Genomic DNA, 17,107 nt, shown 5'->3' on the forward strand with positions numbered 1-17,107 from the left:
CCCGCGTGTTCTCAGCCTTCCACTTGAGCCGCTATCGCCGGTCAGCCCTGTCGCTGATCGCTGCCGCATTGACCCTCGCAGCGTGCACTGCCCCGCCCTCTTCGACGTTGCCGGTCGCGCCGGAAGCCGCCTCGGGTTACCGCACCGACTTGCAGACCCGGCACGCGGCGAAACACATGGCGGCAGCCGCCAACCCGCTGGCGGCCGAAGCCGGGCGGGAGATGCTGCGCCAGGGTGGCTCGGCGATTGATGCCGCGATTGCGATGCAGGCCGTGCTGACCCTGGTCGAGCCGCAATCCTCGGGCATTGGCGGTGGCGCGTTGATCGTGCTCTGGGATGGCAAGACGGTACGCACGTACGACGGGCGCGAAACCGCACCGGCCGGCGCCACCGAGAAGCTGTTCCTGCAAGCCGATGGCCAACCGATGCGGTTCACTCAAGCGCAGATCGGTGGACGCTCGGTGGGCACGCCGGGCGTATTGCGAGCGCTTGAACTGGCCCATCAAAAACACGGTCGCCTGCCGTGGGCAACACTGTTCGAGCCGGCCATCAAGCTCGCGGAACAAGGCTTCGCCATCTCGCCGCGCCTGCACCGGTTGATCGCTGCAGATTCGTCCCTGCAGCGTTCGCCGGAGATGGTCGCGTATTTCCTGAATGCCGATGGCAGCCCGAAAGCGGCCGGCACCCCACTGAAAAACCCGGCACTGGCTGGCGCGTTGAAACGCATCGCCAAGGAAGGGCCGGACGCGCTGTACAAAGGTCCTATCGCCCAAGAAATCGTCAGCCGGGTTCAGGGCCACGCCAACCCCGGCAGCCTGTCGCTGAACGACCTCAAAGGCTACAGCGCCAAGGAACGCGCGCCGCTGTGCACTGATTACAAACGCTGGCAGGTGTGCGGCATGCCGCCACCGTCCTCGGGCGGGATCGCCGTGGCGCAGATTCTCGGTACCCTGCAAGCGCTGGAGACGCGCGATCAACGCTTTGCCCTGGCGCCGTTGAAACCGCTCAAAACCCACACACCGGCGGGCATCGAACCGGCGCCTGAAGCCGTGCACCTGATCTCCGAGGCCGAACGCCTGGCTTACGCCGACCGCGCGCAATACGTGGCCGACACCGACTTCGTGCCTGTCCCCGTCAACGGCCTAATGGACCCGTCCTACCTGGCCAGCCGCGCCGCCCTGATCGGTGATCGCAGCATGGGCACGGCCAACCCCGGGACCCCGCCGGGCATTCAGGTCGCCTACGCGCCGGACCGCTCGCCACTGCGCATCTCCACATCGCAAGTGGTGGCGGTCGATGACGAAGGCGGCGCCGTGTCGATGACCACCACCGTGGAATCGGCGTTCGGCTCCCACCTGATGGTCCAGGGCTTTTTCCTCAACAACCAGATGACCGACTTTTCGTTCATCCCCGAAGAGAACGGGCAAAAAGTCGCCAACCGCGTCGAACCCGGCAAACGCCCACGCTCGTCCATGGCGCCCACCCTGATCTTCGACCGCCAGAGCGGCGAATTCCTCGCCACCCTCGGTTCCCCCGGCGGTTCGCAGATTATTGAATACGTCGCCAAAACCACCCTCGGCCTGCTCGACTGGAACCTCGACGCGCAAACCGCGATCAACCTGCCCAACTTCGGCAGCCGCAACGGCCCGACCGAACTGGAACAAGGGCAATTCAGCCCGGCGCTGATTCAGGCGCTGAAAGACAAAGGGCACAACGTGAACGAGATCGACATGACCAGCGGGACCCAGGCGATTGTTCGCGTCAAGGATGCGCAGGGGAAGGCTTCGTTGGCAGGTGGAGCAGATCCGCGGCGCGAGGGGGAAGCGTTGGGGGATTGAGAAGTATGTAGAAGCGAATTTCAGTAGCAATGCATATCGTGTAGCAGCTGGCGAAGCCTGCGTCCGGCTGCGCAGCAGTCGTAAAGTCAGGCGGTGCGGTTCGTCAGTACTACCGCGCACTCAGGGTTTACGACTGCTGCGCAGCCGGACGCAGGCTTCGCCAGCTGCTACAGGTCGCGTAATGGCTTAACTGATCGCGGTGGGCCACAGTCGATAAACCTCAACTCAAGCCGGCACACCCAAAATAATAGGCGACGCCTTGCTCACCGCCATCGCGCTCACACCCGGCGCCAGGCCCGGTTCCGTAACAGCCTCATGGGTCACGATCGAATAAATCTCGGTGCCGCCGTCGAGCTGGATCACCATTTCAGCGTTCACCAGCCGTCACCTCGGATATTCAACCTAGCGCGAGATCTTCAGCGCCTGCCGTGCCTTGTGTTTCTCCAGCGCCAGCTCGATCAAGCGGCTGACCAGTTCGCTGTAAGTCATGCCGGCGGCCTGCCAGAGCTTGGGGTACATGCTGATACGGGTGAAGCCTGGCAGCGAATTGATTTCGTTGATCAACACTTCGCCGCTGTCGGTCAGGAACACATCGACCCGCGCCAGTCCGGAGCAGCCTAGCAATTGAAAGGCCTCGACGGCCAAGGCACGAATGCGTTCGCTGGCTTCGACGCTGATGTCGGCCGGGACCACCACTTCAGCAGCCTTATCGTCGATGTACTTGCTCTCGTAGGAATAGAACCCGCTGCGCACCACGATTTCGCCACAGCCGCTGGCGATGGCGTCCTCGTTGCCGAGCACCGCGCATTCGATCTCGCGGCCGCTGACGGCGGATTCGACCAGCACTTTCTCATCGAACCCCAGGGCCAGTTCAACCGCTGCCGTGTATTCAGCTTCGTCGGTCGCCTTGCTCACGCCCACGGAAGAACCCTGGTTTGCCGGTTTGATGAACAGCGGCAGACCGAGTCTGGCTTTCACCTCGGCGAATCCGGTCCGCGCCGCCGAGGCACGGGTCAGCGTCACGAACGGCGTGACGGCCAGCCCGGCATCTCGCAGCAGGCGTTTGCTGATGTCCTTATCCATGCAGACAGCCGAACCGAGCAGATCGGAGCCGACAAACGGCAAATCGGCCATGCGCAGCAGGCCTTGCAGGCAACCGTCTTCCCCCAGGGTGCCGTGGACAATAGGGAAGATCACATCGACGTGGCCCAGCAGTTCCTGACCGGAGGTTTCCACCAATTGTTGACTGGCCTTGCCCGGCACGACGGCCAGTTCGCGGTTGGACTGGTTGAGGGCGATCAGCGCCGGGTTTTCCTGGTTGAGCAGGAAGTTCGACGGGTCGTTGAGGTGCCAGTGGCCCTGCTTGTCGATACCGATCAGCACCGGTTCGAAGCGCGAGCGATCCAGCGCGTCGACGATGTTCTTCGCCGATTGCAGCGACACTTCGTGCTCAGCCGAACGCCCGCCAAAAATAATCCCCACACGCAGCTTGCTCATTACCAGGCCTCAATGTTGATCAGAGAAAGAAGTGACCTGCCGCCACTCAGCGACTGGCCACCAGATGTGCACCGAACAGCAGGTAGCAACTGCCGGCAAAGCGATCCAGCCATTTTCGCGAGCGCTCGTAACCCCCCGCAACCCGACGGCTGGAAAACAGCAGCGCCACGCTGCAATACCAACTGAAGGACAAGGTCGCCATGGTCAGCACCGCCAGCGCCAGCAACATCGGCGGCACAGAAACGGGCATGGCCGTCGCGAAGATTGTCGCGACGAACAGTGCGGATTTGGGGTTGGTCATGTTGCCCAGGAAGCCCTGGCCATACACCGACAACAACGTGCGCCCCGCTCCGCCCACCGAGCCGCTATCACCCGCTACCAACGCTGGTTTGCGCTTGAATTGCTTCAACCCCAGATAGATCAGGTAACACCCACCGGCAATCTTGAAACTCAGGTAGAGCGTCGGCGCCGCGCTGAACAGCGACTTGATTCCCAGCCCGCCCGCAAGCCCCCAAAGCACTGTGCCGGTCGCCACACCCAGCGCGGCCACTACGCCGTGACGCTTGGATTGGCTGGCCGCCAATTGTGCAATGTTGAAAAAATTCGGCCCCGGCGTCACCACCGCAACCGTCCACAACAGCGCCAATGACAATAAGGGAGCGGCGTAGCTTAGAGGGAACATATCCATACTGTGGGTCGCCTTCGTGGCTCGGGAGAAGATCCAACACCTTGCAACATTAGTCCGGTTTTTTCTACCGGCCGGGGGGTTCGATCGGACAGCAGACAGACGGGAATCACTGGGTTAACGTGTTCTGCATCGAGCTCAAGACAGCAACACCATGGCCAAGTACGCACCTCCCATCGACTGGTTCCACCGCGCGCCCGACATCGGCGGGCTGCAGCGTTTCGAGGCTTTTTTTGCCGGCCACGGCTACGACCTGCATCGCCACGACACGTACGCCATCGGCCGAACCCTGGCCGGTGTGCAGAGTTTTCAGTACCGCGGCAGCTGGCGCCACAGCCTGCCCGGCGGGACCATGGTGCTGCACCCGGACGAAGCCCACGATGGCGAGGCCGGCACCGAGAGCGGGTTTCAGTACCGAATGATGTACATCCAGCCGGCGCTGATCCAGCAAATGCTCGGCGGGCAGCCGCTGCCGTTTATCAAGACAGGGCTGTCGACCGACCCGCGTTTGTTCGCCGCCACCGACGTGCTGTTGCGAAGCCTGGATGGCCCCCTCGATCCACTGGAAGAGCAGGATGCGCTGTTCGATCTGGCGCAGGCCTTGAGCACGGTTTCCGGGGCGACGGCGACGCGCCCGAGTTTCGACTACGTGGCCGCCGAACGCGCGCGGGAATACATCCACAGCGCCCTGGACCGCACCGTGACCCTGGACGAACTGGCGCATCACAGCGGTCGGGATCGCTGGAGCCTGTCGCGGGATTTTCGCCTGTTGTTCGGCACCAGCCCGTATCGATACCTGACCATGCGCCGCCTGGACCTGGTCCGTTCGCTGCTGATTCAGGGCCAGTCACTGGTCAGCGCCGCGTTGATTGCCGGGTTCACCGATCAGAGCCACATGACCCGGCAATTCAGCAAAACCTACGGCCTGACGCCGGCCCGCTGGATGAAAATGCACCGCCGCTGAGCCACGCACAATCGTACAAGAAACACACCCATGCGCTGGCTATCGTGGATTGACGATCAACCACGAGAACCGCTTCATGAACGCTTACAAAAGCCTGAATTTCGCTGAAAAAATCGCCCGGATCGACTCGCACTGGACGCCTCGGGTCATCGCCGAAATGAACGACTACCAGTTCAAGGTGGTGAAGCTGCTGGGGGATTTCATCTGGCACGACCACCTCGATACCGACGAAACCTTCATCGTCCTCGAAGGGCAGTTGCGCATCGACTTCCGCGATGGCCACGTGTTGGTCAACGCGGGCGAAATGTACGTGGTGTCAAAGGGTGTCGAGCACAAACCGTTCGCCGAACACGAGGTAAAACTGCTGCTGATCGAGCCAAAAGGCGTGCTGAACACCGGCAATGAAGGTGGCGAACGCACCGCGCAGAATGACGTCTGGGTGTAGAAAGCAGCCGGTTCAGGGCTGCAACGACTTGCCGTCCACCGGGTCGCCAATTTTCAGGAAATGCCCGCCCGCCACGTGGTGCAAAGTACGCAACGCGTCATGCCCCTCGAAATGCCAGCGACCGTCGCTGAACACGCGTTCGTCCGCCTGGGCGGCAATCACTTCGGCCAGGAACAGATCGTATTGCTGGTGGTTGTTGGGTTCCGGCAGCAGCCGGCATTCCAGCCAGGCGACGCAGCCTTCGAGCATCGGCGCATCGATCAATTCGCCGCTGAAGGTTGGCAAGCCATAGACCTGGAACTTGTCCTGGCCTTGGCCCTGGGTCAATTCCAGGCCGGAGATCGAGCCAACGGTCTGGACGATATCGGCCTGGGCGGCGCAGGGCACGTTCAGTACGAAGGTGCCCGAGGCCTCCAGCAGTTGCCGGGTCCAGGTGGACTTGTCGAGCACCACGGCGATTTTCGGCGGTTCGAAATCCAGCGGCATGGCCCAGGCAGCGGCCATGATGTTGCGCTGGCCGTCATGCGTGGCGCTGACCAGCACAGTCGGGCCGTGATTGAGCAGACGATAGGCCTTGGACAACGGAACCGGGCGGCGGTGGGAAAGGCTCATGGCGGTCTGCTCCTGGGAGAAAACGCCGATTGTAGCGATATCCGCCCGGGTGGAATCAAGTCGCCAACTGATTGGCAAACTGCCCGACCGCGTTCACCACTTTCTGCGCACCGTCCTGGATCTCGACGATCACCGTGCCGGCCTCCGCCGCCAACGCCAGGCCTTGTTCAGCCTGGAGTTTGCCATCGGTCATCAGGGCCACGGCGTTGCGGGCCATGTCCTGGTTCTGACGCACCACACCGACAATTTCATCCGTGGCCTGGCTGGTGCGCGACGCCAGTTGCCGGACCTCGTCCGCCACCACGGCAAAACCTCGACCTTGTTCACCGGCCCGAGCCGCTTCAATGGCGGCGTTGAGCGCCAACAGGTTGGTCTGTTCGGCAATGCCGCTGATGGTTTTGACGATGGTGCCGATCACCAGCGACTGCTCGTTCAAGGCTTCGATGCCTTCGCCGGCGGTTTGCATATGCCTGGCCAGGTCACGCATCACGTTAACCGCCTGCGTCACCACGGCATTACCGCGCTGAGCACTGCTGTCGGTTTGTTGTGAGGTGCTGTAGGCAATGTTGGCCGCTTCGGCGACCGCCCGTTCCTGATTGACCTGATCGGTGATCACCGTGGCGAATTTCACCACTTTGTAGAGTTTGTTGTTGGCGTCGGTCACCGGGTTGTAGGACGCCTCCAGCCACACAACACGGCCGTGGCTGTCGACGCGTTTGAAACGCCCAGCGACAAACTCGCCGGCGTTGAGGCGGCGCCAGAAGTTCTGATACTCGGCGCTGTTGAATTCCTCTGGCTCACAAAAGGTGCGGTGATGTTTGCCCTTGATCTGCGCCAGGCTGTAACCCATGCCGCTGAGGAAACGGTCGTTGGCCGCCAGCACGTTGCCATTCAGATCGAACTCGATCACCGCCGTCGAGCGCACCAGCGCACCGATCAGGTTTTCATGTTCACGGGACGCCTCGATGGTGCGGGTCAGGTCGCTGGAGTAAATCGAGAAATGCATGATGCGGCCATTTGCGCCGCGCACCGGCTGCACGATCGAGCGCAGCCAGGCTTCCTGGCCATTGCCACGCAACAGGCGCACGGTACCGGCGAAGTGCTCGCCACGGGTCAGCGCAGCCTTGAAGCGTTGGTGAAATTCGTCGGATTTGACCAGGGCCGGGACGATGTCTTCGATGTGCCGGCCGATCAGGTCGTTGCTCTTGTAAAGCATCTCGCCGAGGAAGTTCTGGTTGACCGATTGCACACGCCCATCGGCATCAAGGGTCAGGACCAGCATCTCGCTTTCCAGACTGTCCTTCACTTGCTGAAGGCTGGAAAGTTCTTCGCGAAGAGCCGAGAGCTCCTGCTTCAAGCGTTTGTTGAACATGGGAAGGTACCGATGGACAGAGATAGAAAGCGGCATGCAGCTTATCCATCGGCCTTTCTGGCATTTTCTGAAGCGTGGTTCAGGGTTGTCCTACAAAAATAGTGGCGCATCGCCTGCCGCGTTCTTCAATCACACCGCACCCGCCGCCGAGCAACTGCCGACGCTCGGCATCCGTGTGCCGAAATACGCGGCGCTGCTGATCCCCACCGCGCCCATCACGGCACTGAAAATCACGCAGATCCATGGGCTCCACGGCATCAGGCCGATCAACAGCAGCGGTGTGACACTCGCCCAGGCCGCGTAGGCAATGTTGTAGGTGAAGGAAATCCCCGAGACGCGAATCCGCGCCGGAAACAGGCTGACCATCACCGACGGCACCGCGCCGACCACGCCGCAACAGAGGCCAGCCACCGCGTACGCCAGGCCGATCCAGCTGCCGCCGATGATCAGGCAGGTATAAAGCACGCCGATGCCCAGCGGCAGCAGCAGGCTATAGAGCATCACGGTGCGCCACGCGCCGATGCGGTCGACCAGCAACCCGGCGAGTACGCAACCAATGTTCAGGAAAACGATGCCCAAGGCACTCAAGGCAAAGGTGTGGCTGGCGGTCATGCCGAAGGTTTTCTGCATCATGGTCGGGGTGATGACCACGAACACCACCACCGCCGAGGTCAGCACACAGGTGAGGATCATCGCCGGCAGCATGGCCAGACGGTGTTCACGCAAGACCGTGCGCAGTGGCAGTTCGACCGCCTCATCGCGACGGGCCTGCATGGCCATGAACACCGGCGTTTCGCTGAGCCAGCGCCGCAGCCAGACACCAATCACACCGAACACGCCGCCCAGCAGAAACGGGTAGCGCCAGGCGTAATCGAGGATCTCCGCCGGGGTGAACGCCTGCGCCAGAAACGTCGCCGTCAACGCGCCGATCAAATAGCCAAAGGTCAGCCCCGCCTGCAGGAAACCGAGGGCATAACCGCGATGGCCGACTGGCGCGTGCTCGGCAACGAACACCCAGGCGCTCGGCACTTCACCTCCGACCGCCGCGCCCTGGAGGATGCGCAGGGCCAACAGCAGCAGCGGTGCGAAATAGCCGATCTGCGCGTAGGTCGGCATGATGCCGATCAGCAGGCACGGCAGCGCCATCATCAGGATGCTCAGGCTGAAAACCTTCTTGCGCCCCAACTTGTCAGCGAAATGCGCCATCAGGATCCCGCCCAAGGGCCGCGCCAGGTAACCGGTGGCGAAGATCCCGAAACTTTGCAGCAATCGCAGCCATTCGGGCATTTCCGGTGGGAAAAACAGCTGGCTGAGGGTCAGCGCGAAAAATACGAAAATGATGAAGTCGTAGATTTCCAGCGCGCCGCCCAACGCCGCAAGGCCAAGGGTCTTGTAGTCCGAGCGGCTGAACGGCGCCGGGCGCGAATCGGTATTGGCAGTCATGAAAAAGAACTCTGGCATAGGCAAAAAACCAAGGCGCCCATGGTCTACGCAAACGCGCCCACGGACAACCCGTTAGACCAAAGTCTCAGACTGGTAAAACTTCGTCACAAAAAAAAGAGCGATTGATTTACTGTTGGCACCTGTCCAGACGGGCCTCTGCGGCCCTGAAGACCACAACAAACATAAAAATTCGAGGTATTCCCGTGGCCGCTGTTATCGAAGATACCCGCTCCGCCCGCTTTGCCCTGCGCTGCTCGAGCTTTGCCGAACGCTGGTTCCCCGATTCCTGGGTGTTTGCCGCGCTGGCGGTGATTATTGTCGCTGTAGCCACGATGGTCATGGGCGCCAAACCCACCGATGCCGCCATGGCCTTCGGTGACGGTTTCTGGAGCTTGATCCCGTTTACCATGCAGATGGCTTTCGTGGTGATCGGCGGATATGTAGTTGCCAGCTCGCCGCCGGCGGTGAAACTGATCGACCGTCTGGCGCGGATCCCGAAAAACGGCCGCTCCGCCGTGGCGTGGGTGGCGTTGATCTCGATGGTCGCGTCGCTGCTGAACTGGGGATTGTCGCTGGTGTTTGGCGGCTTGCTGGTGCGCGCCCTCGCCCGTCGTGTCGATCTGAAAATGGACTACCGCGCCGCGGGTGCTGCGGCGTATCTGGGTCTCGGTGCGGTGTGGGCCCTGGGCCTGTCGTCATCGGCTGCGCAGTTGCAGGCCAACCCGGCCAGTCTGCCGCCGTCGATCCTGTCGATCACCGGGGTGATTCCGTTCACTCAAACGATCTTTCTCTGGCAGTCCGGTGTGATGTTGCTGGCGCTGATCGTGATCTCGCTGATCATTGCCTACGCCACTGCGCCCGGCCCGACGACGGCGCGTGATGCCCAGGCCTGCGGCGTCGACCCGAGTTTCAACCTGCCCCCGCTGCAACCGCGCACCCGTCCCGGCGAATGGCTGGAACACAGCCCGCTGCTGACGATTCTGCTGGTGTTGCTGGCCGCCGGATGGCTGTTCCACGAGTTCTCGACCAAACCGGCGATCAGCGCGATTTCCGGGCTGAACACCTACAACTTCCTGTTCATCATGCTCGGCGCCCTGCTGCACTGGCGCCCGCGCAGCTTCCTCGACGCGGTGAGCCGTGCGGTGCCGACCACCACCGGCGTATTGATCCAGTTCCCGTTGTACGGCTCGATCGCTGCGTTGATGACCACCGTCAAAGGCACTGACGCTCAAACGTTGGCTCACCACATCTCGACCTTTTTCGTACAAATCGCGTCCCACGACACCTACGCGTTGTTGATGGGTGTGTACTCGGCGATCCTCGGCTTCTTCATCCCGTCCGGTGGCGGCAAGTGGATCATCGAAGCACCGTACGTGATGCAAGTGGCCACCGACCTGAACTACCACCTGGGTTGGGCCGTGCAGATCTACAACGCCGCCGAAGCCCTGCCGAACCTGATCAACCCGTTCTACATGCTGCCGCTGCTGGGCGTACTGGGGTTGAAGGCACGGGACTTGATCGGCTTCTCGTTCGTGCAACTGCTGGTGCACACGCCGCTGGTGTTGTTCCTGCTGTGGGCATTGGGGACGACGCTGACGTATACGGCGCCGGTGATGCCGTAACCCCGATCTCAAAAACACCCAAAACCACTGTGGGAGCGGGCTTGCTCGCTCCCACATTCGGCGCTTGTTGTATTGCGAACTGTTGCTATAACCCTTCTGTCATATTGCGCTGCTAGCGTCCCGCAGAAATATATTGCAACAACTTCACAAGACAGGAGTCGGAATGAACGACGAGAACGATGGAAGCGACATCCCCTCCCCCGAAGCCGATCAACCCATTGATACCAGCCGTCGCCGATTCCTTGGTGGTGTGGCGGTATTGGGTGTCGGCGCGACCTTAAGCGCTTGCGGCACCCATGGCGATGAACCGGGAAAACCGCTCGAACGACCACTGACGCCCACCGAACTGGACAAAGCCCTGCACGAGCAGGTGAAAAACGTCGTGGTGATCTACGGCGAAAACCGCAGCTTCAATAATCTGTTTGCCGATTTCCCCGGCATCGAAAACCCGCTGTCCGCGATCAAGCCCGAGCAGTATCTGCAACGCGACCGCGACGGCAGCGTGCTGTCGGGCCTGCCGCCGGTATGGGGTGGCGTGAACCAGGTCGGGCCGCAAACCCTCGACGGTGTGATGTATCCCAGCGGTACGCAGTTTCAGGAACACCTGCCCAATGCCCCGTTCGCCCTCAAAGGGCCGCAAGGCGAAGACTTGCCCCTGAGCCTGGTGACGCGCGACCTGTGGCATGTGTTCTATCAAAACCAGATGCAGATCAACGGCGGCAAAAACGACCAGTTTGTGGCGTGGGCCGATTCCGGCGCCCTGACGCTCGGCCATTACGCCCAGACCCGCTACTCGCTGCGCTTGTGGGATGTCGCCAAGGAATTCGTCCTGTGCGATAACTTTTTCCAGGGCGCTTTCGGCGGTTCGTACCTGAACCATCAATACCTGATCAGTGCGCAAGTGCCGTTTTACCCGGATGCCGCCAACTCGGTGGCCAAGTCACAGATCGCCACACTGCAAAGCGATGATCCGTCCGACACGCGCCTCAAGCCTTTGGCCCAGTCGCCCGCCAGCGCGATGACCGGCCCACCGCAATTCGGCCCGAGCCTGCTGACGCCCGACGGCTATGCCGTGAACACCATGGCGCCACCGTATTGGCCGACCTGGATCCGCGACCCCGAGCGCCCGGACTACGCCAAGGCCGACTTGCCCAGCGTGCTGGTCCCACAGACGCACGAACATATCGGCGACAAACTCTCGAAGAAAAACGTCGACTGGGCCTGGTACGGCGGCGCCTGGCAAGCCACGATCGATGAGTACAAGGATTCGGGCGCCATTCCGAAAATCCCGAATTTCCAGTACCACCATCAGCCGTTCAACTACTTCAAACGCCAAGGCCCGGAGAACCCGGCGGAACGCAGCAAGCGCCTGCGCGATGGCGGCTTGGGCGATGAGTCGAGCACCAACAAATTTTTGGCTGACGCTGAAGCCGGCAAGCTGCCAGCGGTGACGTTCTACAAACCCCAGGGCAACTTGAACATGCACGCGGGTTACGCGGACGTGGCGTCGGGCGACCGGCATATCGTCCGCGCCCTGAAGGTTTTGCAGCAAAGCCCGCAATGGAAAAACATGGTGGTGGTGATCACGGTCGATGAAAACGGCGGCTGGTGGGACCACGTGGCCCCGCCCAAAGGCGATCGCTGGGGCCCGGGGACGCGCATCCCGGCGTTGGTCATTTCCCCGTTTTCGCGCAAGGGCACGGTAGATCACAAGGTCTACGACACGGCCTCGATCCTGCGGCTGATCACTCGCGTCTTTCAACTGGAGACACTCGACGGGATCAAACTGCGCGATGAATCGATGATTGCCCGTGGCCAAATGCCAATGGGGGATTTGACCAATGCGCTGCACTTTCCGAGCTGATTGATTCAAGATCAAAAGATCGCAATCTGCGGCAACGCCTACAGCGATAACGTTTCTCTGTAGGAACTGCCGCAGGCTGTGATCTTTTTCTATATCACGCTGAAAAGGATCTGAGCATGTTCAAACTCGCAGGACTCACCCTCGCCGCCCTCACCCTGAGCGTCTCCGCTCACGCCGACGTCGACCTGAAGCTGGGCAGCACCGAACGTGTCACGCGCCTGTTCGCCTACCCCAACAACTGCGACGTGATCTGCTTTCGCAACTGGACGCTGGAACAGACGGTCGAGCATTACCTGACACAAAGCGTGCAACGCGATGGCTACAGTGCGGCGAAGGTGCTGGTGAAAACCGATAACGATCAGCTCTACGCCGAAATCAGCGGCGTGCCCGAGGGCTATCAAAAACCACTGGCGGCGCTGCTCGATGCCGGCGATCTGGCCTACACCGGTGCCAGCAAGTTGAATGCCGATGGCAAGTGGGCCTACAGCTGGTATCTGTTCCTGCCATTGGGCATGGCGCTGGAAAACCGAAAAAGTGTTGAGCTGCTGCACTTCCCGCCGGATTACTCGTTGACCCAGGCGCAGGATTACCTGAGGTCTGCCACCACGGACCGTTGGGCCACGCTGCTCACCGACAACGGCATCCCGGCAGACCAGACGCCGGGCTACCAGACCATCATCGACATCGCACCGATTGCCGCGCCGTCCAGCGCCGGCAAGGATCTGGAAGGCGTCTACGACTACTTCAAGGACTACCAGACCACCATGGTCAAGGACGTCAGCCAGAATGCCAGCGGCGCCGCGTTACCGATGGTCGCCTTCGGCGCACCGGTGCGTAACTGGATCAAACAGCAATACGGGGCGACCGTGAACGTACTGGGCCTGGCCACGATCAGTCCGAGTGAAGGGGTGAACGTGCCGGTACTGGGTTCCAACCACCCAAGCTACATCTGGTACGCCGCCGACCCCGCGACCTACACCGGTGAAGATGCACAGGCCAAGGCCGACGCCGCAGGCCTGAAAGTCATGGGGCAGGATTTGAGCGCCGCGTGCTGGCAGGCCGGCATGGGCAGCAAGCCGGGCACCAACCCTCAAGTTCAGCTAAAAAGCTGCACCCAGACCTGGCAAGTGACGCAGAAAGAAAAAACCTGCGAACTGTTCTACACCTCGATCCGCAACCTGACGCCCGACCAGGCGGTGGCGAAGTGCGCGACGCCGCCGATCAAATCCCAGCTCAAACAACTCATGGCCCCGGCGCCTGTGACTGCGACCCTCGATCCGCACCTGTAAACGGGTGCGCCCTTCCCGCGTACGCCATGGCTGACGCGGGAACGCGCACTTTTCCCCTGTCAGTTATGACAGTAGACCGGCTGTTCCATTTGCGAGAGGCTTGAGACGTACCCATGTGTTGCAGGGCCGACAGGAGCGTCGGCTGACGGAAGTCGCAGCACCCAAACCGACAAGGATCGTTATGAAACCCCAAACCCTGCATGGGACTTTTGCGCAGCCACCCGATGGCATTTATCCCTTTGCCGAGCTTCCCGTTCGCCTTGGATTCCCCTCCAGGGACGACTTCGAAATCATCTGCAACACCAAGGGCAAAGCAGTGGCCGTTGCGGCACTGCGCGAATTCCCGCGGATCAGCCGAATCTGCCGGGCGTCGGGGCATCTGCTGCCTTATCGCTGCCAGCATTCCCGGCAACTGGCGCCGGGCATCCATGTCTACGACCCGCGTTTCTGCGGGCTGCTGCGTCACGCCTGTGACCCAAACATATTTCTCGACATGAGCGAGCTGTGGCTGTGGGCGCTGAAGGACATCAAAAAAGGTGACCGGCTGACGATGGATTACGCTGCCACTGAAGACAAACTGCGACGTCAGTTCGCCTGCCAGTGCGGCGCCTACGACTGCCGTGGCTGGATCACCGGCTACGATGAACCGCCAAACGCCGACGGCCAGTTGTTTTTGCAACACTGGCGTCGGCGAAGTCTGTGCTGAAAGGCGTTACAACGCCTCGACCGGACGCAGGCGGTACTGCGGCGGCAATTGCTCGAAGCCACTGATGGTCGCGTTCAGGCTTTTCCAGCGACCGTCCTTGATGCCGTAGATACAACCGTGAATCGACAGTTTCTGCCCGCGATGCCAGGCGTTTTGCACAATGCTGGTGTGCCCGACATTAGCGACTTGCTGGATCACGTTGAGTTCGCAGAGGCGATCGACCCGCTCTTCTTCGGTGGGCAACGCGGCCAGTTCTTCGCGCTTTTCGTAATAAAGATCACGAATGGAGCGCAACCAGCCGTCAATCAGGCCCAACTGGCGGTCCTGCATCGAAGCGCGTACGCCGCCGCAGCCATAGTGGCCGGTGACGAGGATGTGTTTGACCTTGAGCACGTCGACCGCGTACTGAATCACTGACAGGCAGTTCAGGTCAGTGTGCAGCACCACGTTGGCCACGTTGCGGTGCACAAACAGATCGCCCGGCAGCATGCCAACGATTTCGTTGGCCGGCACGCGGGCATCGGAACAGCCGATCCACAGGTATTCCGGTGTCTGTTGGCGGGCCAGCTTGGAGAAGAAGTCCGGATCTTCCTGCTTGATCGCTTCAGCCCAGCGTTCGTTGTTATCAATCAGATCTTGTAATTCGTTCATGCTGTGAAGCCTCGAGATTGATGCGCTGCTTTATGACAGACAACCGCCCGTCGGGGTCACGTGCGAGATGCCCTGATGCACTTAACGTCGGCCCGGTTTTCCATGCCGGCTGAATTCTTGTGGGCCCTGTGGGTCCACCCTAGTAAGGCCCACAGTATGAGGAATTGCCATGACTGATTCACGACGTCCTTTCGATGCGGTGCAACCCCAGTCCATCGATGACAATGAAGACCGCATGGGTTCGGTGCATGTGCTGGATTTCGACGAGGAAGAACCCAGCGCCAAAATCGGCGACGAACTACCGGAAACCGAGCGTGAACGGCTGATGCCCAAGGGGCGAGTACGTGAAGCCGGCATGACCGGAGGCTCGACCGATGACCATGAGTCTACCGACGACGACATGAGCCCGGAAACCCTCATTCGTGAAGACGGCGCGCGGGACGCCCATGAGGCAGGTAAAGGTGGGCAGGCCGATTGGGACCTGAGTATCGTCGATGAAGACGATATCGGCGGGGGCAATGGGCTGGATGAGGAAGAAATGGCGCAGCGGGATCCGATGGACGGTAATCGTTGATTCTTTAGCGCCTGATAAGACGCCTTCGCGGGCAAGCCTCGCTCCTACAGGTTTTTCGCCGAACACAACATCTGTGGACGCCAAAACCTTGTAGGAGCGAGGCTCGCCCGCGAAGCTTTCAAAAGGTTCAATCCACCAAAGTACAGGCCATCACCACCGCATCTTCACGCCCACCCACCGCCGGGTAGTAATCCCGACGCCGGCCGATCTCGTTGAACCCGTACCGCTCATACAACTTGAACGCGCCACGGTTGCTGTCGCGCACTTCCAGGAAACACTCTCGCGCCTTGGCGTCGTACGCCCGGGACATCAGATGCTCAAGCAGCGTCAAACCCAGGCCACGGCCCTGGTTTTCCGGTTTGACGGTGATGTTCAGCAGGTGCGCCTCATCGAGAATGATCTGCACCACACCATGGCCGACCTGTTGCTGCCCTTCGAACATCAGCCAGATCTGATACTTGCCCAGGCCATCGAGGAAAATCCCGCGGGTCCACGGGTGGCTGTAGGCCGCGTATTCAATTTTCAGTACAGCGTCCAGGTCCGCCTCAGTCATCGGGCGAAAAGATACAGCGTCACTCATTCGATTCTTTCCAACGCGCCATCAGCCGACGCATGGCTTGCCAGACATCAGCCTTACGCTGTGGCTCTTCCATTAATAATTCCAGGCCCGGCAGGGCCCAGACCGAGCCCAGGCCTTCGACCTGGAGTTCACGGTTGAAGGATTCGGCGTTCGCCTCACCGGCAAAACGCACCGCCGGCAGGCCGATCAGCCACAGGCAGACGCACGGAGCGTCTTCCAGCCGGGCCGAGAGAAAACCTTGCACGAAGTCGCGAGCGGCTTCCGGGCCTTGGTCCATGGTGCCGCGGACCAGCAGCGGCCAACGCACCGGCTCGCCGACGATCTGCGGGCTGTCCGGCAGACCGGCGGCGCGCAGCATGTCCTTGAGCAACATGTAAGCGGGGTCGCGGGTCTGGAACGGTTCGCCTGTGGGTAACTCCACCAGCAACAGGCAGCGCCCGGCCCGCAGCAATTGCAGGGCAAAGCGCGGTGGCGGCACGACCGTCACCTTGGCCACGACCGGCGCAGCCTCTTCTTCGACCTTGGCGTTGGTGCGCGTGCTGGCCAACGATGGCCGCGGCACCTCGATCTTCACCCGTTCGGCGGGTTTGATAACCGGCTCCACGGGCGCTTCGGCCACTGGCGCCGGCGCTACCGGGGCGACGACCAACGGCTCAGGCAGCGCCAGCAGTTCGGGGCGCGAGGGCGCGGCGAAGGGCAATTCAGTGCGCGGCAGCCAGTTGACCACCTGCATGGCGGTCAAATAAGCGCGACGACGAGACTCGATAAGCAAAGGTCGGCCACTTGTGGATAACTTAAAGTGCGCTGATTCTACCGCCCTTCGCTGAAGATCGCCCGCGCTGTTGATCGATAGACTTCACCGATAGTCTTTCCACCGATCAAAAATGGCGACAGCCCGTCCCGAGAGTGAATCGACGCGCCTGTGATGCAGTACAATCGCGGCTTTTAATCGCCAACCAGCCGGC

General features: G+C 61.2%; 17 protein-coding genes and 1 pseudogene. 8 read left to right on the forward strand and 10 right to left on the reverse strand.

Going from position 1 to position 17,107, the window contains the following annotated elements; genetic code table 11:
* Window positions 1-5: 5 nt before the first annotated feature.
* Window positions 6-1,838: a gamma-glutamyltransferase gene (ggt, locus tag ACA057_RS26520; protein WP_497343623.1), complete on the forward strand. Its 1,833-nt coding sequence runs from the start codon at window positions 6-8 to the stop codon at window positions 1,836-1,838.
* Window positions 1,839-2,063: 225 nt separating this feature from the next.
* Here the strand turns inward: ggt and ACA057_RS26525 are convergent, their stop codons facing one another.
* From ACA057_RS26525 to ACA057_RS26535, 3 genes are read right to left on the reverse strand one after another with little or no spacing between them, the layout of a single operon-like run.
* Window positions 2,064-2,216 (reverse strand): hypothetical protein, encoded by a 153-nt coding sequence (locus ACA057_RS26525; protein WP_497343625.1) that lies wholly within the window; start codon window positions 2,214-2,216, stop codon window positions 2,064-2,066.
* Between the two features lie 24 nt (window positions 2,217-2,240).
* Window positions 2,241-3,335 (reverse strand): D-alanine--D-alanine ligase, encoded by a 1,095-nt coding sequence (gene ddlA, locus ACA057_RS26530; protein WP_497343627.1) that lies wholly within the window; start codon window positions 3,333-3,335, stop codon window positions 2,241-2,243.
* A gap of 46 nt (window positions 3,336-3,381) precedes the next feature.
* On the reverse strand, window positions 3,382-4,023 hold the full coding sequence (locus ACA057_RS26535; RefSeq protein WP_497343629.1) for a LysE family translocator: 642 nt from the start codon (window positions 4,021-4,023) through the stop codon (window positions 3,382-3,384).
* Between the two features lie 151 nt (window positions 4,024-4,174).
* On the opposite strand from ACA057_RS26535, the gene ACA057_RS26540 reads away from it, so the two are divergent.
* Entirely contained in the window at window positions 4,175-4,984 is an 810-nt protein-coding gene (locus tag ACA057_RS26540) for an AraC family transcriptional regulator (protein ID WP_497343631.1), read from the forward strand.
* A gap of 76 nt (window positions 4,985-5,060) precedes the next feature.
* Window positions 5,061-5,429: a cupin domain-containing protein gene (locus ACA057_RS26545; protein ID WP_497343633.1), complete on the forward strand. Its 369-nt coding sequence runs from the start codon at window positions 5,061-5,063 to the stop codon at window positions 5,427-5,429.
* A gap of 12 nt (window positions 5,430-5,441) precedes the next feature.
* Here the strand turns inward: ACA057_RS26545 and ACA057_RS26550 are convergent, their stop codons facing one another.
* The 4 genes and pseudogenes from ACA057_RS26550 to ACA057_RS26565 all read right to left on the reverse strand — a co-directional run bounded on the left by ACA057_RS26550 (window position 5,442) and on the right by ACA057_RS26565 (window position 8,856).
* Entirely contained in the window at window positions 5,442-6,041 is a 600-nt protein-coding gene (locus ACA057_RS26550; RefSeq protein WP_497343635.1) for a flavin reductase family protein, read from the reverse strand.
* A 55-nt stretch (window positions 6,042-6,096) separates the two neighbouring features.
* A complete protein-coding gene (locus tag ACA057_RS26555) occupies window positions 6,097-6,705 on the reverse strand; it encodes a methyl-accepting chemotaxis protein (protein ID WP_401360681.1) in 609 nt (202 codons plus the stop codon).
* Window positions 6,685-7,449, reverse strand: a pseudogene (locus ACA057_RS26560) (PAS domain-containing protein); the annotation flags it as partial. The pseudogene ACA057_RS26560 and the gene ACA057_RS26555, both read right to left, overlap by 21 nt.
* A 93-nt stretch (window positions 7,450-7,542) precedes the next feature.
* Window positions 7,543-8,856, reverse strand: coding sequence for an MFS transporter (locus ACA057_RS26565; protein WP_497343637.1), 1,314 nt, complete (start codon window positions 8,854-8,856; stop codon window positions 7,543-7,545).
* A gap of 203 nt (window positions 8,857-9,059) precedes the next feature.
* Between ACA057_RS26565 and ACA057_RS26570 the strand changes: the two genes are divergently transcribed.
* From ACA057_RS26570 to ACA057_RS26585, 4 genes are all read left to right on the forward strand, one after another.
* Window positions 9,060-10,478, forward strand: a complete 1,419-nt coding sequence (locus ACA057_RS26570) for a short-chain fatty acid transporter (RefSeq protein WP_497343639.1) — start codon at window positions 9,060-9,062, stop codon at window positions 10,476-10,478.
* Window positions 10,479-10,641: 163 nt separating this feature from the next.
* Entirely contained in the window at window positions 10,642-12,342 is a 1,701-nt protein-coding gene (locus tag ACA057_RS26575) for an acid phosphatase (RefSeq protein ID WP_497343641.1), read from the forward strand.
* A gap of 116 nt (window positions 12,343-12,458) precedes the next feature.
* Window positions 12,459-13,631 carry a hypothetical protein gene (locus tag ACA057_RS26580; protein WP_497343643.1) on the forward strand — a complete coding sequence of 391 codons (1,173 nt, stop codon included), beginning with the start codon at window positions 12,459-12,461 and terminating at the stop codon, window positions 13,629-13,631.
* Between the two features lie 181 nt (window positions 13,632-13,812).
* Window positions 13,813-14,337 carry an SET domain-containing protein-lysine N-methyltransferase gene (locus tag ACA057_RS26585; RefSeq protein WP_497343645.1) on the forward strand — a complete coding sequence of 175 codons (525 nt, stop codon included), beginning with the start codon at window positions 13,813-13,815 and terminating at the stop codon, window positions 14,335-14,337.
* 6 nt (window positions 14,338-14,343) lie between these two features.
* Here ACA057_RS26585 and can read toward each other — a convergent pair whose 3' ends face one another.
* Window positions 14,344-14,988, reverse strand: a complete 645-nt coding sequence (can, locus tag ACA057_RS26590; RefSeq protein ID WP_497343647.1) for a carbonate dehydratase — start codon at window positions 14,986-14,988, stop codon at window positions 14,344-14,346.
* A gap of 169 nt (window positions 14,989-15,157) precedes the next feature.
* Here can and ACA057_RS26595 point away from each other — a divergent pair, with 169 nt between their 5' ends.
* Window positions 15,158-15,562 carry a serine kinase/phosphatase gene (locus ACA057_RS26595; protein WP_497343649.1) on the forward strand — a complete coding sequence of 135 codons (405 nt, stop codon included), beginning with the start codon at window positions 15,158-15,160 and terminating at the stop codon, window positions 15,560-15,562.
* A gap of 127 nt (window positions 15,563-15,689) precedes the next feature.
* Here the strand turns inward: ACA057_RS26595 and rimI are convergent, their stop codons facing one another.
* On the reverse strand, window positions 15,690-16,142 hold the full coding sequence (rimI, locus tag ACA057_RS26600; RefSeq protein ID WP_008145534.1) for a ribosomal protein S18-alanine N-acetyltransferase: 453 nt from the start codon (window positions 16,140-16,142) through the stop codon (window positions 15,690-15,692).
* The gene (locus tag ACA057_RS26605) at window positions 16,135-16,875 is read right to left on the reverse strand and encodes a P-loop NTPase family protein (protein ID WP_497350028.1); all 741 of its coding nucleotides are present in this window, start codon (window positions 16,873-16,875) and stop codon (window positions 16,135-16,137) included. Before ACA057_RS26605 ends, rimI begins: the two co-directional genes overlap by 8 nt.
* Between the last annotated feature and the right edge of the window lie 232 nt (window positions 16,876-17,107).

It is taken from the genome of Pseudomonas sp. LBUM1661 (assembly GCF_059695925.1).

What these genes read in the sequence shown, in the direction of transcription:
- ddlA (WP_497343627.1), bottom strand. Translation starts at nt 3,335, where the DNA reads ATGAGCAAGCTGCGTGTGGGGATTATTTTTGGCGGGCGTTCGGCTGAG.
- ACA057_RS26535 (WP_497343629.1), bottom strand. Translation starts at nt 4,023, where the DNA reads ATGGATATGTTCCCTCTAAGCTACGCCGCTCCCTTATTGTCATTGGCG.
- ACA057_RS26540 (WP_497343631.1), top strand. Translation starts at nt 4,175, where the DNA reads ATGGCCAAGTACGCACCTCCCATCGACTGGTTCCACCGCGCGCCCGAC.
- ACA057_RS26545 (WP_497343633.1), top strand. Translation starts at nt 5,061, where the DNA reads ATGAACGCTTACAAAAGCCTGAATTTCGCTGAAAAAATCGCCCGGATC.
- ACA057_RS26550 (WP_497343635.1), bottom strand. Translation starts at nt 6,041, where the DNA reads ATGAGCCTTTCCCACCGCCGCCCGGTTCCGTTGTCCAAGGCCTATCGT.
- ACA057_RS26565 (WP_497343637.1), bottom strand. Translation starts at nt 8,856, where the DNA reads ATGACTGCCAATACCGATTCGCGCCCGGCGCCGTTCAGCCGCTCGGAC.
- ACA057_RS26575 (WP_497343641.1), top strand. Translation starts at nt 10,642, where the DNA reads ATGAACGACGAGAACGATGGAAGCGACATCCCCTCCCCCGAAGCCGAT.
- ACA057_RS26580 (WP_497343643.1), top strand. Translation starts at nt 12,459, where the DNA reads ATGTTCAAACTCGCAGGACTCACCCTCGCCGCCCTCACCCTGAGCGTC.
- ACA057_RS26585 (WP_497343645.1), top strand. Translation starts at nt 13,813, where the DNA reads ATGAAACCCCAAACCCTGCATGGGACTTTTGCGCAGCCACCCGATGGC.
- can (WP_497343647.1), bottom strand. Translation starts at nt 14,988, where the DNA reads ATGAACGAATTACAAGATCTGATTGATAACAACGAACGCTGGGCTGAA.
- ACA057_RS26595 (WP_497343649.1), top strand. Translation starts at nt 15,158, where the DNA reads ATGACTGATTCACGACGTCCTTTCGATGCGGTGCAACCCCAGTCCATC.
- rimI (WP_008145534.1), bottom strand. Translation starts at nt 16,142, where the DNA reads ATGAGTGACGCTGTATCTTTTCGCCCGATGACTGAGGCGGACCTGGAC.
- ACA057_RS26605 (WP_497350028.1), bottom strand. Translation starts at nt 16,875, where the DNA reads ATGCAGGTGGTCAACTGGCTGCCGCGCACTGAATTGCCCTTCGCCGCG.